An 18,351-nucleotide genomic window follows, 5' to 3' on the forward strand; every position below is an offset into this window, starting at 1 on the left:
ACATTCGGGGCCATGAGCGATGACAGCGACAGCACAGCAGGCCAGGACTCCGCCGCCCGCCGCGACCGCGGAACGGGACTGACCGAACGTCAGCGCACCATCCTCGAGGTGATCCGCAGCTCGGTCACCACCCGGGGCTACCCGCCGAGCATCCGGGAGATCGGCGACGCCGTCGGCCTCACGTCCACGTCCTCGGTCGCGCACCAGTTGCGCACACTGGAGCGCAAAGGCTACCTACGCCGCGATCCGAACCGTCCTCGCGCGGTCGACGTGCGCGGCATCGACGACGTCGCCGCTCCGACCGTGTCCACCGACGTCGCCGGCTCCGACGCGTTGCCTGAGCCCACATTCGTGCCCGTACTGGGCCGCATCGCCGCCGGCGGCCCGATCCTGGCCGAAGAGGCCGTCGAGGACGTCTTCCCCCTGCCGCGTGAACTCGTCGGCGAGGGCTCGCTGTTCCTGCTCAAAGTGGTCGGCGAATCGATGATCGACGCGGCCATCTGCGACGGCGACTGGGTGGTCGTCCGCCAGCAGAACGTCGCCGACAACGGTGACATCGTGGCCGCGATGATCGATGGTGAGGCCACGGTGAAGACGTTCAAGCGGACCCGCGGGCAGGTCTGGCTGATGCCGCACAACCCCGCGTTCGATCCGATCCCGGGCAACGACGCCGCCGTGCTCGGCAAGGTCGTGACCGTCATCCGCAAGATCTGACGGCCCCCGGCGCGTATCGGTCAGCCGCCGCGGACGAAGCCGTTCGTGCGCGCGATCTCCTCGGTGGCGAACCAGATCTGGGCCGGCGCCTCCTCGTAGTCGGCGCTCCCCGGAGTCCAGTACAGGCCTGACCTGGTGTCGGCTTTGATGGGATAGCCGTCCGGAACCTCGTCGGGATCGTCGAGGGGAAGGTGCAGCGCGGTGCCCATCGGGGCCGGTTCGTCGATGTCGACGCGGGCGTGGCGGCCGGTGTCGGTGACGGCATCGAAAGCCGGCAGCGGTGGCAGCGGTACCGGCTCAGGCTCGGGTTCGGGAGAAGGCTCCGGTTCCGGCTCATCTGCCACCAGCGGCTCGCGGTCGGCATCGACAGGCGCAGCGCTGTCCTCGGAGGCCACCTCGGTCGGCGTCGGAACGCGCGTCGGTGCCGTGTCCACGGCGTCGGGGTCCTCCTGCTCGGCGTAGGACGGAACCTCCCCCGCGTCCGCCGATGGCTCCTGCGCTCCCCAGAAACCCGCCCGGACCGGTTCGTAACCCTCCGGCGGACTCGAGGGCGTCGGAGGAACCGTTGATCCCAGCGAGCCGAGACCTTCGCGGGCGTACCGGTCGCCGAACAGGGTGTCCTCGCGGCCGTCGTCGCCCCCCGCCGAGCCGGTGCCGTAGGCCCGGTCGTCGGCGTCGACGTCGACCGCCGGCGGCCCGAACAGATCGTCGTCGTCACCGCCGCGGCGCCGGTTGCGCGCCACCGCGAGTCCGACCACACCGAGAACGAGGAGCACGGGCACGATCGCCAGCAGCCACCACCACGTCCAGCGGAAGCCCGAGCCCTTGGCGCTGTCGGCGGCCTGCGACGACGGCGTGGCCTGCGGCGCCTGCTGACCGGGCACCTCCAGCCCGGCGAGCTGCGACGCGAGGTTGCCCGGTTCGGTGGTGAATTTCTTGGTCGCGGTGTTGTAGGTGAGCGCCCCGCCGCTGAACTTCTGGGTGATGTCGTCGCCGCTCTGGCTCTGATCGGACACGGGTGCGCCGAGCGCGCCGGTGGCTCCACCGAGTTTCTGCCAGGCCGCGTTCATCGCGCCGCGCACGATCACCGCGCCGTAGTCGGGGGTCCAGAAGATCACGGGCTTGTCCGCGGCGGCGAAGCTGCTCATCCGGCTCGCCGGCGCGACACCGCCGTCCACCTCACCGGTGATCGGGAACCCGAGGTCGCCTTCGGGACCACCGACGCTCTCGTATTTGGCCAGTACCTGGCCGGTGACCACATTGGCGCCGGTGTCCGGGCTGTAGAAGATCTTGCCGTTGACGAAGTCCTGGCCCATCCCGTCGGAGCCGATCTTGTAGGGCTCCCCGTCGCTCGCGCCGAGCGGGCCGAGCGGACCGCCCGCGGCGCGGCGCGCGGCGTTGATCGCGACGACCGGATCCTCGGGGATCGACAGATCGCCCAACTGGTCGGCCAGTTCGGGTGGGTCGGTGGTGAATTTCTTGGTCCGCGAGTCATAGGACACCTGGCCGCCGGTGAACTTCTGACTCACCACCGAGCCGTCGTAGGTCTCGTCCTCGCTGGGTACGCCGAGCACTCCGGAAGAACCGCCGAGCTTGTCCCACGCCGCGTTGAGGGGACCGCGGACCACGTGGGCGCCGGTGTCGGGGGTCCAGAAGATCACCGGGTTGTCCGGCGCGCTGAACGTGCTGTTGCGGCTGCCCGGCGCGCGGCCGTCGCCCTCGTCGATGGTCGGGAACCCCAGGTCGCTGTCGGCGGGTCCACCGAGTGACTCGTACTTCTCCAGGATGGCGCCCTGCATCGCGTGGGCGCCGGTCGCAGGGGTGAAGAACACCTTGCCGGACGCGAAGTTCTGCGCGAAACCCGCTCCGACGGGATAGACGTCGCCGGACTTGGGCCCCAGTGGGCCGGCGTCGCCGCCGCTGGCCTGCCAGGCCGAGGTGATGGCGTTGTTGGCATCGACGTCGGGCTGCGCCGCGGCGACCGGAGAGAGCAGGAGCGCGGTGGCGACCCCCAACAGTCCGATGGCCCATCGACCGGCTGAACGTCGGCGCAGCATCGGCTGCCGGATCATGCATCCTCCCCGCGGTCGGCGACTCGGTCGCTGAAAAGGTTCAGCGAAAATTACCGCGTGCGTTCACTCTGCGTCAGCGGACGACGATTACCAAGGCACCTCGCCGAGCAACGCAAGAATATGCACCGCCGCCCGAATCACCGCCGCGGCCCCGCAAACTAGACACCGAGACTGCGCCCGATGATCTCCTTCATGATCTCGGTGGTGCCGCCGTAGATCGTCTGGACCCGGGCGTCGAGGTAGGCCCGGGCCACGTCGTACTCCCGCATGTAGCCGTAGCCGCCGTGCAGCTGCAGGCAGCGGTCGATCAGGTGCACCTGCTTCTCGGTGGAGTACCACTTGGCCATCGCCGCCTGCTCCACGGTCAGCTTCTCGTCCAGGTGCAGCCGGATGAACTCGTCGACCATCATCCGCACCACGGTCGCCTCGGTGGAGAGCTCGGCGAGCAGGAAGCGGCTGTTCTGCTGGCTGCCGATCGGCCTGCCGAAGGCTTTGCGCTCCTTGGTGTACTGCAGGGTCCCGTCCAGCACGGCCTCCATCGCCGCCGCTGCCATGATCGCGATGCTGATGCGTTCCTGCGGCAGGCTCTGCATGAGGTAGATGAAGCCCTGCCCCTCCTCGCCGAGGAGGTTCTCGACCGGCACCTTGACATCGGTGAACGACAGCTCGGCGGTGTCCTGCGCGTCGAGGCCGACCTTGTCGAGCTTGCGGCCGCGCTCGAAGCCCTCCATGCCACGCTCGACCACGAGCAGCGAGAAGCCCAGAGCACCCTTGTCCGGATCGGTCTGCGCCACGACGATCACCAGGTCGGAGAGGATCCCGTTGGTGATGAACGTCTTCGACCCGTTGAGCACGTAGTGGTCGCCGTCGCGGACGGCGCGAGTCTTGATGCCCTGCAGGTCGCTGCCCGTGCCCGGCTCGGTCATCGCGATGGCGCTGATGTACTCGCCGNCAGCGCCAGGTACGAGTTCGGCTGCTTCTGCGGGTTCAGCTTCTGGAAGGCGACGACCTCAACCAGCTGTGGATGTGCGGGCTGCCCGGCTACGGCCCCGGTGATCTCCTCGGTGATGACGGTGTTGTAGCGAAAGTCGTCGACCCCGCCGCCGCCGTACTCCTCGGGCACGGCCATGCCGAGGAAGCCCTGCTTGCCGGCCTCCAGCCACACCTGCCGATCGACGAGTTTGTCGGTCTCCCACTGGTCGTGGAACGGCGCGACGTGGCGGGCGAGGAATTCGCGGAACGATTCGCGGAACATCTCGTGCTCGGGTTCGAACAGCGTGCGCTCGTAGGCGATGACGGACTTGGCAGCAGCGGCAGAAGAGCCCATGGAGATCCTCGCGTCGGTGGTCGGCAGGTGTTGCCGCCAAAGTACCCCATCCAACCGGATGGTTGGTCGGGCTCACGCGTCAGAACGCCCTAGACTCACCGCCATGGGCACCAGCCTCACCCACTGGGGTGCCTTCACCGCCACCGTCGAGTCCGGCGACATCGCCTCGGTCGCCCCGTTCGCCGGGGACGCCGATCCGTCGCCCGCTCTGGGCAATCTGCCCGGTTCGGTCCGCCACGTCTCGCGGATCACCGGACCCGCGGTGCGCCGCGGCTGGCTCGACGACGGGCCGGGACCCAGCGCGCGCCGCGGCGCCGACGACTTCGTCGCCGTCAGCTGGGAGCGGCTCACCGAACTGCTGGCCGGTGAACTGCGCCGGGTCGTCGACCGCCACGGCAACGAGGCGATCTACGGCGGGTCGTACGGCTGGTCGAGTGCGGGCCGCTTCCACCACGCCCAGAGCCAGGTGCACCGATTCCTGAATTGCTTTGGTGGATATACGTTCTCGCGGCACTCCTACAGCCTGGGCGCGACCGGCGTGATCATGCCGCGGGTCGTCGGAACCCACGACGACCTGTTCAAGCGGTCCACCCAGTGGGACGTCATCGTCGAGCACACCGACCTGCTGGTGTGCTTCGGCGGCCTGGCGCTGAAGAACACCGGCGTCAATCACGGCGGCACCACCGCGCACCCGGCGCGCGATGCGCTGGACCGCTTCCGCGCCCGCGGCGGGCAGATCGTGTCGTTGTCGCCGTTGCGTGACGACGTCGACGGCCCCTGCGACTGGCACGCCCCCGTGCCCGGCACCGACGTGGCGGTCATGCTCGGCCTGGCGCACGTGCTGGCCACCGAGTCACTGGCCGATCGGGACTTCCTCGCGCGGTACTGCACCGGATACGACCGTTTCGAGCGCTACCTGCTGGGCACCAACGACGGGGTGCCGAAGTCCCCGCAGTGGGCGGCCGAGCGCAGCGGTCTGGACGCCGACGAGCTGACCGCGCTGGCCCGCCGGATGGCCGCGAACCGGACGATCGTGACGGTCAGCTGGTCGTTGCAGCGCACCAGGTTCGGTGAGCAGGCGCCGTGGATGGGGCTGACACTCGCCGCGATGCTCGGCCAGATCGGGCTCCCCGGCGGCGGCTTCGGCCACGGCTACGGCTCGATGAACGAGCCGGGCCTGCCGCCGCTGCGCTGCTCGCTGCCCCGCCTGCCCCAGGGTCTCAACCCGGTCAGGTCGTTCATTCCGGTGGCGGCGGTCAGCGACATGCTGCTGCATCCGGGAGAAGCGTTCGACTACAACGGGTTACGGCTCACCTATCCGGACATCAGGCTGGTCTACTGGGCGGGCGGCAATCCGTTCCACCACCACCAGAACATCCCGCGGTTGCGGCGGGCGCTGGGGCGGCCGGACACCGTCGTGGTGCACGACCCGTACTGGACCCCGATGGCCCGGCACGCCGACATCGTGGTGCCGTCGACCACCTTCGCCGAACGCGACGACTTCTCGGGCTCCCGCAACGATCCGCTGCTGATGGCGATGCCGAGGCTGACCGAGCCCTACGCGCAATCCCGCGACGACTACGACACGTTCGCCGCGCTGGCGCGCCGGCTCGGCATCGAGGAGGCCTTCACCGAAGGTCGCAACTCACAGGAATGGCTGCGCCATCTCTATGAAACCTGGTCGCAGACGCTGGACTTCGATGTCCCGACGTTCGAGGAGTTCTGGCGGACCGGCTCCCTGCGGCTGCCGGTCGAGGACGGCCTGACCCTGCTCGCCGACTTCCGGGAGGATCCGCAGACCCACCGGCTCGGCACCCGCAGCGGTCTGATCGAGATCTTCAATGACGACATCGACGGGTTCGGCTACGCCGACTGCGCGGGCCACCCGCGCTGGTTCGAACCGACCGACTGGCTGGGCGGCGAGCGGGCACAGCGGTATCCGCTGCACCTGGTGGCGAATCAACCGGCCGCCCGGCTGCACAGTCAGCTCGACGGCGGAGCGGCCAGCCAGAAGTCGAAAGTGGCCGGGCGGGAACCGATCCGGATACATCCGGACGACGCGCGGGCGCGGGGCCTGAGCGCCGGCGACGTGGTGCGGGTGTTCAACGACCGCGGCGCCTGCCTGGCCGGGGTGATCGTCGACGCCGGTGTGCGACCCCGGGTCGTACAGCTGTCGACCGGGGCCTGGTACGACCCGGACGATCCGGCCGACCTCGATGCGCTGTGCGTGCACGGCAACCCGAACGTGCTCACCGACGACGTCGGCACGTCGTCACTGGCGCGCGGCTGCAGCGGGGCTCACGCCCTCGTCGAGGTCGAGAAGTACACCGCGACACCGCCTCCGGTGCGTGCGCACCAGCCGCCGCGGATCGTCAGTAGGTAGCGAACTCGGCCAGGCCGGCCGCCAGGGCGACCGGCACCCGCGCCGTGATCCGGGTGCCGCGCTCGGTGTGTTCGGTGGCGTCCACCCGGCCTTCGGAGTGCACCCGCGCGACCAGATCACCACGCTCGTAGGGAATCGTCACGTCGACGGAGGTGTCGGTGGGCACGACGAGCTCGGCCATCCGGCTGCGCAGCCGTTCCAGCCCGTCGCCGGTGTGCGCGGACACGAACACCGCACCGGGCAGCGCCCGTCGCAGCGTGGCCAGCGTCAGCCCGCTCGCCGCGTCGGTCTTGTTCACCACCAGCAGTTCGGTGGGCGGGGTGATGCCGTACTCGGCGACCACGTCGTTGATCACCTGTCGGACCGCGTTGATCTGCGCCAGCGGGTTCACGTCGGATCCGTCGACCACGTGCACCAGCAGGTCGGCGTCGACGACCTCTTCCAGCGTCGACCGGAACGCCTCCACCAGCTGGGTGGGCAGGTGCCGCACGAACCCGACGGTGTCGGTCAGCACGAACGGCCGGCCGTCGTCGAATTCGCCGCGGCGCGTGGTGGGTTCGAGTGTGGCGAACAGCGCGTTCTCGACCAGCACACCCGCGCCGGTGAGCGCGTTGAGCAGGCTGGATTTGCCGGCATTGGTGTAGCCGACGATCGCGACCGAGGCCACATCGGCGCGCCTGCGCCCGCTGCGCTGGGTGTCGCGGATCTTCTTCATGTCCTTGATGTCTCGGCGCAGCTTGGACATCCGTTCCCGGATCCGGCGCCGGTCGGTCTCGATCTTGGTCTCGCCGGGTCCGCGGGTACCCACGCCGCCGCCGGCGCCGCCCGCGCGGCCACCGGCCTGCCGGGACATCGACTCACCCCAGCCGCGCAGCCGGGGCAGCATGTACTCCATCTGGGCCAGCGACACCTGCGCCTTGCCCTCGCGGCTGGTGGCGTGCTGGGCGAAGATGTCGAGGATCAGCGCGGTCCGGTCGATCACCTTGACCTTGACGACCTTCTCCAGCGCGTTGAGCTGGGCAGGACTGAGCTCACCGTCGCAGATCACGGTGTCGGCGCCGGTGGCCAGCACCACCTCGCGCAGTTCGGCGGCTTTGCCGGAGCCGATGTAGGTGGCCGGGTCGGGCTTGTCGCGGCGCTGGATCACGCCCTCGAGCACCTCGGAGCCGGCGGTCTCGGCGAGCGCGGCCAGTTCGGCCAGGCTCGCGTCGGCGTCGGCCGCGGAGCCCTCGGTCCAGACCCCCACCAGCACGACGCGCTCGAGGCGCAGCTGGCGGTACTCGACCTCGGAGACGTCGGCCAGTTCGGTGGACAGCCCCGCAACGCGGCGCAGCGCCGTGCGGTCTTCGAGCGCGAGTTCGCCCGCGCTGGGGGTGTCGTTGAGGAATTCGGGATACGTCATAGGCGAACCAAGGTTCGCACGGAGATCACTGTTCATGCACCTCGTTTAACGTGCGCACGCTGTCCACCATTCCTCGGAGAGTTCGCCCGCGGCCACCAGAACCGACGGTCCGCGCAGGTAGCTGGTGGCGTCGGTGATCGTCACGACGACCTCGCCGCCGGGGATGCGCACGGTCAGCGCACCGGTGGCCGCACCCTGGTGGGCCAGCGCAGCGACGGCCGCCGCGACGGTTCCGGTGCCGCAGGAGCGGGTCTCCCCCACACCGCGCTCGTGCACCCGCATCGACACCGCGCCGTCGGCGGGGGCGGTGAGGACCTCGACGTTCACCCCGTCGGGGAACTGCGCGGCGTCGAACGCGACCGGCGCCGCGACGTCGAGGGCCGCCAGCGCCCCGGTGCTCAGCGCCGGGTCGACGCAGGCCAGGTGCGGGTTGCCGACGTCGACGGCCAGGCCGGTGAACGGGTGCCCGCCGACGGTCGCCGCGCCGGATCCGGTGACGTTGGCCTTGCCCATCTCGACGGTCACGTCGGCGCGCACCGCGTCGGCAGCGTGCAGCACCACCGGCCGCGGCCCGGCCAGCGAGCCGACCACGAACTCGGTGCGGGTCTCCAGCCCGCTGGCGCGCAGGTAGTGCGCGAACACCCGCACCCCGTTGCCGCACATCTGCGCGAGGGAACCGTCGGCGTTGCGGTAGTCCATGTACCAGTCGTCGTCGGCCAGGCCCTCGGGCAGCCGATCGAACACGCCGGCGGCCCGGGCCGCGCCGGCAGTGGTGACCCGCAGCACCCCATCAGCGCCCAGGCCCCGCCTGCGGTCGCACAGCGCGGCCACCGCGGCGGGCGCCAGGGTCAGCCCGGCGTCCAGGTCGGGCAGCACGACGAAGTCGTTCTGGGTCCCGTGCCCTTTGACGAACCTCACGAGGTCAGGATACGTCGCGCCAGATCCGCACGGCCGTGTCGGCGTTTCCGGCCGCGGCACCGTCGAGCCAGGTGATGCGGTGGTCGCGGCGGAACCAGGACCGCTGCCGACGTACGTAGCGGCGGGTGCCCAGGAAGGTGGGCTCGCGCGCCGCGCTGCCGTCCCCGCCGGCGTCCAGGTCGGCCAGCACCTGCGCGTAGCCCAGCGCGCGCGCCGCGGTGACCCCGTCGCGCAGGCCGCGCGCCTGCAGGGCGATGACCTCGTCGACCAGTCCCGCGTCGAACATGGTGTCCGTCCGGCGGGCCAGCCGCTGGTCGAGAACCTCTGTGGGCCAGTCCAATCCGATGATCGCGGTGTTCCAGCGGGGCGCTCCGATGGTCGGCGCGGACGCCGCGAACGGCCGGCCGGTCAGTTCGACGACCTCCAGTGCCCGCACGATCCGCCGCCCGTCGGTGGGCAGGATCGACGCCGCCGCGGCCGGGTCCACCCCCGCGAGTTCCCGGTGCAGTGCGGCGACCCCGACCTCTTCCAGCCGCGCTTCCCAGCGCGCCCGGACCGCGGGATCGGTGGCGGGAAACGACCAAGCGTCGAGCAGCGACTGGATGTAGAGCATCGACCCGCCGACGATGACGGGCACCGCCCCGCGCGCAGCGATCGCCTCGACATCGGCGGTCGCGGCCTGTTGGTAGCGGGCGACCGTCGCGGTCTCGGTGACGTCGAGGACGTCGAGTTGGTGGTGCGGGATTCCGCGCCGCTCGGCGACGGTGAGTTTCGCGGTGCCGATGTCCATGCCGCGGTAGAGCTGCATCGCATCGGCGTTCACCACCTCGGCGGGCCGATCCAGCAGGTCCGCGACGGCCAGCGCGAGCTCCGACTTGCCCGTTCCGGTCGGCCCGATGATGGCCAGCGGCCGCACCGCTGTCACGGCGTCCAGAGGCCGACGAAGTAGCCGACGCCGTAGGGCGCGCCGCGGTGGCGTTCCTCGGCCGTGCGCGGTGCCGGCTCGGCCAACCCGGCGAGCACCTGGTAGGCGACCCGGCCGACGATCCCGTCGGGCAGGCCGGCTAGGTCGGCGACGCGTCCGGCGGCAAGCGCGTCGTCGAGCGCGGCCTGTACGGGCACCGAATCCGGGTCTTGACCGCCCGGGGCCGCCGCGGTCAGCGTGTTGGCGCCGTCTGCGACGACGAGCACCCCGACGGCCTCGTCGGTGCCGTCGAGTTCGGCGCGCAGGGCCCGCCCGGCGGTCAGCGCGGCCTGCGCCGGAGTGCCTGCGCCGAAGGCACGCACCTCGGCGACAGCCTCGGGGCGCGCGAGTCCGCGCAGCCATCCGGTGATCAGCGCACACAGCGGAAGGGCAGTCGGCGCGCCCTCGGCGGTCCCGGACAGCCGGACCGGGACGTCGACGCCGTAGCCGGCGAAGGTGCCGACGGCGCCCGGCCCATTGACGCCGTCGGTCGCCGCGACGCCGACGGCCACCCAGCGCGGCGGGAGCGCGCCGGCGACCGCGATCGCGGCGGCCCGCAGATCGGCTGTCTCGGCGGCCGCGGCGCCGGCCAGCTCGGGAACCATCACGGGTGCCGACGGGACGATCGCGATGGCGCTCAGCACGCCACCAACCTAGTCGCAGCGACTCAGGCCGGTTCGCGGGTGGCGGCTTCGCCGCGGGCCAGTGCCGCGGTGGCGACCACCATCACGGCCACGGCGGCGACCAGCGCGAACACCCCCGTCTCCCCGGGCCGCAGCGTCTCCCCGAGCACAGCCACGCCCAAGGCGCTGGCGACCACCGGTTCGACGACCGTCATCGTCGGCAGCGAGGCCGTCAGCGCACCCGACCGGAACGACGCCTGTTGCATCGCGGTGCCCGCGATCGCCACCGCCGCCCAGACGTACAACTCGGGGGTGCTCAGCAGCGTGACGATGCCCGCCCAGCTCGTCACGTCGAGCCGGTCCACCACCGCCTTGGTCAGCACCGCGAACAGCCCCCACAGCCCGCCGGAGACCACGGCCCGCAGCACCGCGCTGGCCGGCGGCGAGGCCATCTGGGCCCCGAGCAGACACAGCGCCAGCACCGGGCCGAGCACCGCGGCCACCCACAGCCAGGTGTGCAGCGATGCCCGCGACGCGCCGGCGGTCGGATCGCCGACCGTCACGATGACGGCGACGGCCGCGGCCAGCAGCGCGGCCCACAGCCACTGCCAGCGGGTCACCCGCCGACCCGCCAGTCGAGCGCTGATCGGCAGCGCGAACAGCAGCGATGTCACCAGCAGCGCCTGCACCAGCAGCACCGACCCCAGTCCCAGCGCCGCGGCCTGCAGCGCGAACCCGATCGCGGCGACGCCGCTGCCCAGCCACCACCGGCCGTCGCGCAACAACCGGCCGAACAGCTCGAGATGGCCGACGGGTTCATCGGTCACCTCGTGCGCGGACCGCTGATGGATGACGTCGCCGACGGCGATGAAGAACGCCGCAGCCAGCGCCAGCACCGCGGCGATGTCGGCCTTCGCCATCGGCCACCTCCTCCCCCGTCCGGACGGTTTTCGCACCGAGCCTAGAGATCACCGGCGCCAAGGCGTGGGCGCAGCGCCGGGCAACCTGTTTGAATAGCGGTCGGAGCTTGTGAGGCGCCGCGCTGCGCGGCACGGTGCGCGGAGACCGCGCGGAGGACATGAGGTAACTGACATGACGATCACCGAACCCGGCGGATCCTCCGAGGCTGGGCAGCAGGAACCGGATCCCACGCCGTCGCCGGCGCCGACTCCCGGTCCGTCCTCCTCCCGCCCGAAACCGGGGCCGGCGCGTCCCGGCCCGCGCCCGGCGCCGCCGGTGGCCGCGGCGGTGGTCGCAGCGGTGCCGTCCAGCGATCCGCACCGGTTCGGTCGCGTCGACCCCGACGGCACGGTGTGGCTGATCACCGCGGCGGGCGAACGCACGATCGGCTCGTGGCAGGCCGGCGACGCCGAGGCCGCCTACGTGCATTTCGGGCGCCGCTTCGATGACCTGCAGACCGAGGTGGTGCTGCTCGAACGCCGGTTGGCGTCGGGATCGGGCGACGCCCGCAAGATCCGGTCGGCCGCCTCGGCGCTGGCCGAGAGCCTGCCCGAGGCGCACGTGCTGGGCGACGTGGACGCGCTGGCGGCCCGGTTGGCGGCGATCGTCGAGCAGGCCGAGGGCGCCTCGCAGGAAGAGAAGGCCAAACGCGAAGAGCTCCGGGCGCAGCAGACGGCCCGCAAGGAGGCGCTGGCCGCGGAGGCGGAGGAACTGGCTGCCACCGCGTCGCAGTGGAAGGCCGCGGGCGACCGGCTGCGGGCGATCCTCGACGAGTGGAAGACGATCAGCGGTGTCGACCGCAAGACCGACGACGCACTGTGGAAGCGGTACTCGGCGGCGCGCGAGACGTTCAATCGGCGCCGCGGCTCGCATTTCGCCGAGCTCGACCGCGAACGCGCCGGCGCCCGGCAGGCCAAGGAGGCGCTGTGCGTGCGCGCCGAGGAGCTGTGCGATTCCACCGACTGGGGGCCGACCTCGGCCGTCTTCCGCGACCTGCTCGGTGAGTGGAAGGCCGCGGGCCGGGCCGCCAAGGACGTCGACGACGCGCTGTGGCAGCGGTTCAAGAGCGCCCAGGACCGGTTCTTCTCCGCCCGCAACGCCGCCACCGCCGAGCGGGACGCCGAGTTCCGCGCGAACGCCGACGCGAAAGAGGCCCTGCTCGTCGAGGCGGAACGGCTCGATCCCGCCGACCGTGAGGCGTCGCGGGCGGCGTTGCGCGCGATCGGCGACAAGTGGGACGCGATCGGCAAGGTGCCGCGGGAGCGCGCCGCCGAGCTGGAGCGGCGGATGCGCGCGGTGGAGAAGAAGATCCGCGACGCGCCGACGGGCGGGGTGGACCCCGAGGCGCAGGCCCGCGCCGACCAGTTCCGGGAACGCGCCGAACAGTTCGAACGCCAAGCGGATAAGGCCGAGGCGGCGGGCCGTACGAAGGACGCTGAGCAGGCACGCGCCAATGCGGAACAGTGGCGTCAGTGGGCCGAGGCCGCCGCGGATGCGCTGGGCAGGAAGCGCTAGCGGCTAGGACGCGGGCGGCTCGTCGTCGCCGAAGCGGTCGAGCAGTCCCTTGCGGTCACGCTCGGCGGTCAGCCGCCGGCGGTGCTCCTCGGTGGCCAGTTGCAGCGCGCTGCGGGCGGCGACCACCCTGGCCCAGTGATAGGCCAGCAGGATCATTGCGAACCACGCGATGAGCAGCCCGATCCCGGGGCCGGGGTACTGCGACGCGGCAGTCTGGCGCGACCACACCGCGAGCAACCCCAGGAACGATGCGACGGTCGATCCGGCCAGCGCGATCCAGGCCAGCGCCCACCGCCGGGTCAGCAGCGCCAGGATGGAGAAGCCGCCGCCGAAGACCAGGGCCAGCCAGGCGAACACTCGGTGCGGGAGCGCGATGCCGCTGGCGTGCGCGGCGTCGGAGCCGACCAGCACGTCGAGCCCGCGGGCGTCGCCGGCGTGCGGCAGTACCAGCGTGGTCAGCAGCGCGAACACGAAGATCGCGATGGCCAGCGCACGGGGGCCGGGATCGATCTCGCGGGCGATGCGGCGTTCGGCGGCTTCGATGTCCTCCCTGAGGTGGTCGAAGTCGTCGTCGCGGCGGGGTTCCTCGCTCATCGGGCACACCCGCCGGTCGGCTGCACCGGGGCGGGGACGCCGATCGACGGCATGCCGAGGCCGACGCCGGTGCGGGGCCGCTGTCCGGCCGCGTGCGCGTCCCCGGCGCGGGTGGTGCGGTGCGAGATCGGCCCGGTGTCGGCGATCAGGTGGTGCGGCGCCGCCCCGGTCACGGTGGTCACGACGACGTCGCCGGGCCGGATCCGGTCCGCGTTCGGGCCGGGGGCGAAGTGCACCAGCCTGCCGTCGCGGGCGCGGCCGGACATCCGGGCCGTGGCGGCGTCCTTGCGCCCCTCGCCGGTGGCGACCAGCACCTCGACCGTCCGACCGACCTGCGCGGCGTTCTCCTCCAGCGAGATCTTCTCCTGCAGCTCGATCAGACGCTGATAGCGTTGCGACACAACTTCTTTCGAGATCTGACCGGGCAGTTCCGCGGCGGGTGTGCCGGGGCGCTTGCTGTACTGGAAGGTGAACGCGCTGGCGAAGCGCGCGGCCGCGACGACGTCGAGGGTGGCCTGGAAGTCCTCCTCGGTCTCCCCAGGGAACCCGACGATCAGATCGGTGGTGATCGCGGCATGCGGAATGGCGGCACGCACGCGGTCGATGATGCCGAGGTACCTGTCCGCCCGGTAGGAGCGCCGCATCGCGCGCAGGATGCGGTCCGAACCCGACTGCAGCGGCATGTGCAGGGTCGGGCACACGTTGGCCGTCTGAGCCATCGCGTCGATGACGTCGTCGGTGAACTCCGCCGGGTGCGGCGAGGTGAAGCGCACCCGCTCGAGTCCGTCGATCCGACCGCACGCGCGCAGCAGCTTCGCGAACGCGCCGCGGTCACGGGGCTGGTCGGACCACATCGTCGGGTCCTCGCGCAAGCGCTCGTCCGCAGCGAAGGACACCCCGTAGGCGTTGACGTTCTGACCCAGCAGCGTGATCTCGAGCACGCCCTGGTCGACCAGGGACTGCACCTCGGCCAGCACGTCACCGGGCCTGCGGTCCACCTCCTTGCCGCGCAGCGACGGCACGATGCAGAACGTGCAGGTGTTGTTGCAACCCACCGATACGGAAACCCAAGCTGCATAAGCAGATTCGCGACTCGCAGGCAGCGCGGAGGGGAATTCCTGCAGCGCTTCGGCGATCTCGACCTGGGCGACGCGGTTGTGCCGGGCCCGGTCCAGTAGGGCGGGCAGCGCGCCGATGTTGTGCGTGCCGAACACGACGTCGACCCACGGCGCCTTGGTCAACACGGTGTCGCGGTCCTTCTGCGCCAGGCATCCGCCGACGGCGATCTGCATGGACGGGTCGGCCTGTTTGCGCGGCGCGAGATGGCTGAGGTTGCCGTAGAGCTTGTTGTCGGCGTTCTCGCGCACCGCGCAGGTGTTGAACACCACGATGTCGGCGTCGGTTCCCTCGTCGGCCCGCCGGTAACCGGCCTCCTCGAGCAGGCCGGAGAGCCGCTCGGAGTCGTGCACGTTCATCTGACAGCCGTACGTGCGGACCTGGAAGGTGCGCGCAGCCGACCCGGTCACCGCCGAGCCGTCGGGCCTGCTCACCACCGAAGTCACGGCCACCATCCTACGGCGGGGCGCGACGGCCCCCGCACCGGCGAGTACCCGGCGGATTGCCGAGTTCGGAGCATGCTGGGCGTTCCCTGGGTAAGGTCAGCACCCATGGAGAGCCCCAGGGAGTCCCCTGACGTGCCGATGGTCTCGATGAAGGCGGTCAACAAGCACTTCGGCTCCCTGCACGTGCTACAGGACATCAACCTCGAGGTCGGCAAGGGACAGGTCATCGTCGTCATCGGGCCGTCCGGCTCGGGCAAATCGACGTTGTGCCGCACCATCAATCGGCTCGAGACCATCGATTCGGGAACGATCGCGATCGACGGGCAGACGCTGCCCGCGGAGGGCCGCAAACTCGCGCAACTGCGCAGCGACGTCGGCATGGTGTTCCAGTCGTTCAATCTGTTCGCGCACAAGACGATCGTCGAGAACGTGATGCTGGCCCCGATGAAGGTGCGCAAGAAGAACAAGGGCGAGGCGCACGCGGCGGCGATGAAACTGCTCGAGCGGGTGGGGGTGGCCAACCAGGCCGACAAGTACCCTGCCCAGTTGTCGGGTGGTCAGCAGCAGCGCGTGGCGATCGCCCGCTCCCTGGCGATGAGCCCGAAGGTGATGCTGTTCGACGAGCCCACCAGCGCGCTGGACCCCGAGATGATCAACGAGGTCCTCTCGGTGATGACCGACCTGGCCGCCGAGGGCATGACGATGCTGGTAGTCACCCACGAGATGGGCTTCGCGCGCCGGGCCGCCAACCGCGTGGTGTTCATGGCCGACGGTGCCATCGTCGAGGACGCCGAACCCGCGCAGTTCTTCGACCACCCGACCTCGGACCGCGCCAAAGACTTCCTCGGCAAGATCCTTCATCACTGACCCTCGAAAGGACCCTCACATCATGCGTCTTTCCTCGCGCGCCGCTGCCGCGCTCGCCCTGGCTGTCGCCCTCCCCTTCGCTGCGACCGCCTGCGGCGGTGGCGACAGCGGGGGCAGTGGCGGTGGCGGCGGTGGCGACACGATCACCATCGGCACCAAGTTCGATCAGCCCGGCCTCGGGATGAAGAATCCCGACGGCACGATGAGCGGCTTCGACGTCGACGTGGCCACCTATGTCGCCGGGGAGCTGGGCTACGCGCCCGACAAGATCGAATGGAAGGAGTCCCCCTCGGCGCAGCGCGAGAACCTGATCCAGAACGGTCAGGTCACGTTCATCGCGGCGACCTATTCGATCACCGACGCGCGCAAGGAGAAGGTCTCCTTCGCCGGCCCGTACCTGATCACCGGCCAGAGCCTGCTGGTCCGGTCGGACAACAACGACATCACCGGCAAGGCCTCGCTGGAGAACAACAAGATCCTGTGCTCGGTGTCGGGCTCGACGCCGGCGCAGAAGATCAAGGACGAGTACCCGAAGGTTCAGCTGCAGCAGTACGACACCTACTCGGCGTGCGTCGAGGCGCTCAAGAACGGTGCGGTGGACGCCGTCACCACCGACGAGGTCATCCTCGCCGGCTATGCGGCACAGAGCCCGGGCGCGTTCAAGATCGTCGGCGAGCCGTTCTCCGAGGAGCGCTACGGCATCGGCCTGAAGAAGGACGACACCGAGCTGCAGACCAAGATCAACGACGCGCTGAAGAAGATGGAGGACAGCGGCGCCTGGAAGGCCGCGTTCGACAAGAACCTCGGCCCGGCGGGCATCACCGCGCCCGCGCCGCCGCCGCTCGACAAGTAGTCGGCCCGCGCCGCAGTGGAGATTTTCACCGAGTACCGCGCCGAGATCTTCGCCGCGTTCTGGACGACGATCCAGCTGACGGTGTATTCGGCGATCGGCGCGCTGGTGGTGGGCACGGGGCTGGCCGCGATGCGGCTGGCCCCGGTACCGATGCTGAACTGGCTCGGCACCGCCTACGTCAACATCGTGCGCAACACACCGCTGACCCTGATCGTGCTGTTCTGCTCGTTCGGGCTGGCGCAGACGCTGGGCATCACGATGGCCAGCCGGACCTCACCGACGTTCATCGCCGACAGCGGGTTCCGGCTGGCGGTGCTCGGATTCACCGTCTACACGGCGTCGTTCGTCTGTGAGACGGTGCGGTCCGGGGTCAACACGGTGCCGCTCGGGCAGGCCGAGGCAGCCCGGTCGCTGGGGCTGACGTTCTCGCAGAACCTGCGGATCGTGTTGCTGCCGCAGGCTTTTCGTGCCGTCGTCATCCCGCTGGGGTCGGTGCTGATCGCGCTGACGAAGAACACCACGATCGCCTCGGCGATCGGCGTGGCCGAGGCGGCGCTGCTGATGAAGGAGATGATCGAGAACACCGCGGCGGTGCTGGTGGTGGGCTCGATCTTCGCGTTCGGATTCGTGATCCTCACGTTGCCGCTGGGACTGCTGTTCGGATGGCTGGGCCGGCGATTGGCGGTGGCCAGATGAGGGGCGAGGTGATGGCGCCGTGACGGGGTCGTCGGTTCTCTTCGACGCGCCGGGCCCGCGGGCGCGGGTCCGCAACCGGGTGATCTCGGCGGTCACCGTGATCGTGGTGGTCGCGGTGGCGTGGCTGGTCTACACCCGCTTGGAAGCCAAGGGACAGCTGACCGCCGCGAAGTGGGAGCCGTTCCTGACCGGCGACCTGTGGCGGACCTACATCCTGCCGGGCATCGAGGGCACGCTGACCGCGGCTGCGGTGTCGATCGCGCTGGCGCTGGTGCTGGGCTTCGTACTGGGCGTGGGCCGGCTCTCGAGGAACATCGTCATCCGCTGGGTGTCGTCGGTGATCGTGGAGTTCTTCCGCGCGGTTCCGGTGCTGATCATGATGATCTTCGCCTACTTCCTCTACGCCAACTACGACGTGTTTCCGTCGAAGCATCTTGCGCTGGCCGGCGTCATCACCGGGCTGACGCTGTACAACGGTGCGGTGATCGCCGAGATCGTGCGCGCGGGCGTGCACGCGCTGCCGAAAGGCCAGGCCGAGGCCGCGTCCGCGCTGGGGCTCACCTCCGGCCAGACGATGCGGTCGATCCTGCTCCCCCAGGCGGTCACGTCGATGCTGCCGGTGCTGATCTCCCAGGTCGTCGTCGTCCTCAAGGACACCGCGCTGGGTTACCAGATCACGTTCGTCGAGCTGGTGCGCCAAGGCACCAATGTCGGCTCGTCGTACGGCAATTACATCCCGGCGCTGATCGTGATCGCGCTGCTGATGATCAGTCTGAACTTCGCGCTGTCGTGGTTGGCGACCAAGCTGGAGGCCCGGATGAGGCGCTCCCGCAAGGGGCCTGCGCCGATGGAGGCCGAACCGCTGGAGTTCCAGGGCGACCGCAGCCGCGGCGTGTGACCG

The 18,351-nt window shown here is 70.5% G+C and carries 16 protein-coding genes and 1 pseudogene; 7 read left to right on the forward strand and 10 right to left on the reverse strand.

The genetic code is table 11. The annotated features are described in order from the left end of the window. The first annotated feature begins 12 nt into the window (after positions 1 to 12). On the forward strand, positions 13 to 714 hold the full coding sequence (lexA, locus tag MCHUDSM44219_RS07190; RefSeq protein ID WP_048417554.1) for a transcriptional repressor LexA: 702 nt from the start codon (positions 13 to 15) through the stop codon (positions 712 to 714). A 20-nt stretch (positions 715 to 734) separates the two neighbouring features. Here lexA and MCHUDSM44219_RS07195 read toward each other — a convergent pair whose 3' ends face one another. The 3 genes and pseudogenes from MCHUDSM44219_RS07195 to MCHUDSM44219_RS30785 form a co-directional block, all read right to left on the reverse strand. Beyond that, positions 735 to 2,786: an LGFP repeat-containing protein gene (locus MCHUDSM44219_RS07195; protein WP_048417555.1), complete on the reverse strand. Its 2,052-nt coding sequence runs from the start codon at positions 2,784 to 2,786 to the stop codon at positions 735 to 737. A gap of 158 nt (positions 2,787 to 2,944) precedes the next feature. After that, positions 2,945 to 3,737 (reverse strand): acyl-CoA dehydrogenase family protein (locus MCHUDSM44219_RS07200; RefSeq protein WP_131722295.1); only part of this gene is annotated, 793 nt, incomplete at its 5' end. Positions 3,738 to 3,839: 102 nt separating this feature from the next. Continuing rightward, positions 3,840 to 4,113: pseudogene (locus MCHUDSM44219_RS30785) on the reverse strand (acyl-CoA dehydrogenase family protein); the annotation flags it as partial. 103 nt (positions 4,114 to 4,216) lie between these two features. On the opposite strand from MCHUDSM44219_RS30785, the gene MCHUDSM44219_RS07205 reads away from it, so the two are divergent. Next, positions 4,217 to 6,496, forward strand: coding sequence for a molybdopterin-dependent oxidoreductase (locus MCHUDSM44219_RS07205; protein WP_236695387.1), 2,280 nt, complete (start codon positions 4,217 to 4,219; stop codon positions 6,494 to 6,496). Here the strand turns inward: MCHUDSM44219_RS07205 and hflX are convergent. From hflX to MCHUDSM44219_RS07230, 5 genes are read right to left on the reverse strand one after another with little or no spacing between them, the layout of a single operon-like run. Further along, positions 6,486 to 7,898: a GTPase HflX gene (hflX, locus tag MCHUDSM44219_RS07210; protein ID WP_109777624.1), complete on the reverse strand. Its 1,413-nt coding sequence runs from the start codon at positions 7,896 to 7,898 to the stop codon at positions 6,486 to 6,488. The two genes, MCHUDSM44219_RS07205 and hflX, sit on opposite strands and share 11 nt — an antisense overlap. 45 nt (positions 7,899 to 7,943) lie before the next feature. Continuing rightward, entirely contained in the window at positions 7,944 to 8,816 is an 873-nt protein-coding gene (gene dapF / locus MCHUDSM44219_RS07215) for a diaminopimelate epimerase (RefSeq protein WP_048417558.1), read from the reverse strand. A gap of 4 nt (positions 8,817 to 8,820) precedes the next feature. Next, positions 8,821 to 9,732, reverse strand: coding sequence for a tRNA (adenosine(37)-N6)-dimethylallyltransferase MiaA (gene miaA, locus MCHUDSM44219_RS07220; RefSeq protein WP_048417596.1), 912 nt, complete (start codon positions 9,730 to 9,732; stop codon positions 8,821 to 8,823). Between the two features lie 5 nt (positions 9,733 to 9,737). Continuing rightward, positions 9,738 to 10,424, reverse strand: coding sequence for a class III extradiol ring-cleavage dioxygenase family protein (locus MCHUDSM44219_RS07225; RefSeq protein ID WP_048417559.1), 687 nt, complete (start codon positions 10,422 to 10,424; stop codon positions 9,738 to 9,740). A 23-nt stretch (positions 10,425 to 10,447) separates the two neighbouring features. Beyond that, positions 10,448 to 11,323, reverse strand: coding sequence for a DMT family transporter (locus tag MCHUDSM44219_RS07230; protein WP_048417560.1), 876 nt, complete (start codon positions 11,321 to 11,323; stop codon positions 10,448 to 10,450). Between the two features lie 172 nt (positions 11,324 to 11,495). Here MCHUDSM44219_RS07230 and MCHUDSM44219_RS07235 point away from each other — a divergent pair, with 172 nt between their 5' ends. Continuing rightward, positions 11,496 to 12,878, forward strand: a complete 1,383-nt coding sequence (locus MCHUDSM44219_RS07235; protein WP_048417561.1) for a DUF349 domain-containing protein — start codon at positions 11,496 to 11,498, stop codon at positions 12,876 to 12,878. Between the two features lie 3 nt (positions 12,879 to 12,881). Here MCHUDSM44219_RS07235 and MCHUDSM44219_RS07240 read toward each other — a convergent pair whose 3' ends face one another. Both MCHUDSM44219_RS07240 and miaB read right to left on the reverse strand, forming a co-directional pair. After that, complete coding sequence (locus MCHUDSM44219_RS07240; protein ID WP_048417597.1) at positions 12,882 to 13,472, reverse strand: Rv2732c family membrane protein; 591 nt, start codon at positions 13,470 to 13,472, stop codon at positions 12,882 to 12,884. Further along, positions 13,469 to 15,043 carry a tRNA (N6-isopentenyl adenosine(37)-C2)-methylthiotransferase MiaB gene (miaB, locus tag MCHUDSM44219_RS07245; RefSeq protein WP_048417562.1) on the reverse strand — a complete coding sequence of 525 codons (1,575 nt, stop codon included), beginning with the start codon at positions 15,041 to 15,043 and terminating at the stop codon, positions 13,469 to 13,471. Before miaB ends, MCHUDSM44219_RS07240 begins: the two co-directional genes overlap by 4 nt. Before the next feature lie 129 nt (positions 15,044 to 15,172). Between miaB and MCHUDSM44219_RS07250 the strand changes: the two genes are divergently transcribed. Genes MCHUDSM44219_RS07250 through MCHUDSM44219_RS07265 form a run of 4 tightly spaced genes read left to right on the forward strand, consistent with a single transcriptional unit; the run spans position 15,173 to position 18,348 of the window. Then, positions 15,173 to 15,901, forward strand: coding sequence for an amino acid ABC transporter ATP-binding protein (locus MCHUDSM44219_RS07250; protein ID WP_082162091.1), 729 nt, complete (start codon positions 15,173 to 15,175; stop codon positions 15,899 to 15,901). A 22-nt stretch (positions 15,902 to 15,923) separates the two neighbouring features. Further along, positions 15,924 to 16,754, forward strand: coding sequence for a glutamate ABC transporter substrate-binding protein (locus tag MCHUDSM44219_RS07255; RefSeq protein WP_048417564.1), 831 nt, complete (start codon positions 15,924 to 15,926; stop codon positions 16,752 to 16,754). A 15-nt stretch (positions 16,755 to 16,769) separates the two neighbouring features. Continuing rightward, a complete protein-coding gene (locus MCHUDSM44219_RS07260; RefSeq protein WP_048417565.1) occupies positions 16,770 to 17,450 on the forward strand; it encodes an amino acid ABC transporter permease in 681 nt (226 codons plus the stop codon). A 19-nt stretch (positions 17,451 to 17,469) separates the two neighbouring features. Then, on the forward strand, positions 17,470 to 18,348 hold the full coding sequence (locus MCHUDSM44219_RS07265) for an amino acid ABC transporter permease (RefSeq protein WP_048417566.1): 879 nt from the start codon (positions 17,470 to 17,472) through the stop codon (positions 18,346 to 18,348). Positions 18,349 to 18,351 lie beyond the last annotated feature (3 nt).

It is taken from the genome of Mycolicibacterium chubuense (assembly GCF_001044255.1).
GTDB lineage: Bacteria > Actinomycetota > Actinomycetes > Mycobacteriales > Mycobacteriaceae > Mycobacterium > Mycobacterium chubuense.

What these genes read in the sequence shown, in the direction of transcription:
- MCHUDSM44219_RS07230 (WP_048417560.1), bottom strand. Translation starts at nt 11,323, where the DNA reads ATGGCGAAGGCCGACATCGCCGCGGTGCTGGCGCTGGCTGCGGCGTTC.
- hflX (WP_109777624.1), bottom strand. Translation starts at nt 7,898, where the DNA reads ATGACGTATCCCGAATTCCTCAACGACACCCCCAGCGCGGGCGAACTC.
- miaB (WP_048417562.1), bottom strand. Translation starts at nt 15,043, where the DNA reads ATGGTGGCCGTGACTTCGGTGGTGAGCAGGCCCGACGGCTCGGCGGTG.
- MCHUDSM44219_RS07240 (WP_048417597.1), bottom strand. Translation starts at nt 13,472, where the DNA reads ATGAGCGAGGAACCCCGCCGCGACGACGACTTCGACCACCTCAGGGAG.
- MCHUDSM44219_RS07195 (WP_048417555.1), bottom strand. Translation starts at nt 2,786, where the DNA reads ATGATCCGGCAGCCGATGCTGCGCCGACGTTCAGCCGGTCGATGGGCC.
- MCHUDSM44219_RS07205 (WP_236695387.1), top strand. Translation starts at nt 4,217, where the DNA reads ATGGGCACCAGCCTCACCCACTGGGGTGCCTTCACCGCCACCGTCGAG.
- MCHUDSM44219_RS07255 (WP_048417564.1), top strand. Translation starts at nt 15,924, where the DNA reads ATGCGTCTTTCCTCGCGCGCCGCTGCCGCGCTCGCCCTGGCTGTCGCC.
- lexA (WP_048417554.1), top strand. Translation starts at nt 13, where the DNA reads ATGAGCGATGACAGCGACAGCACAGCAGGCCAGGACTCCGCCGCCCGC.
- MCHUDSM44219_RS07235 (WP_048417561.1), top strand. Translation starts at nt 11,496, where the DNA reads ATGACGATCACCGAACCCGGCGGATCCTCCGAGGCTGGGCAGCAGGAA.
- MCHUDSM44219_RS07250 (WP_082162091.1), top strand. Translation starts at nt 15,173, where the DNA reads ATGGTCTCGATGAAGGCGGTCAACAAGCACTTCGGCTCCCTGCACGTG.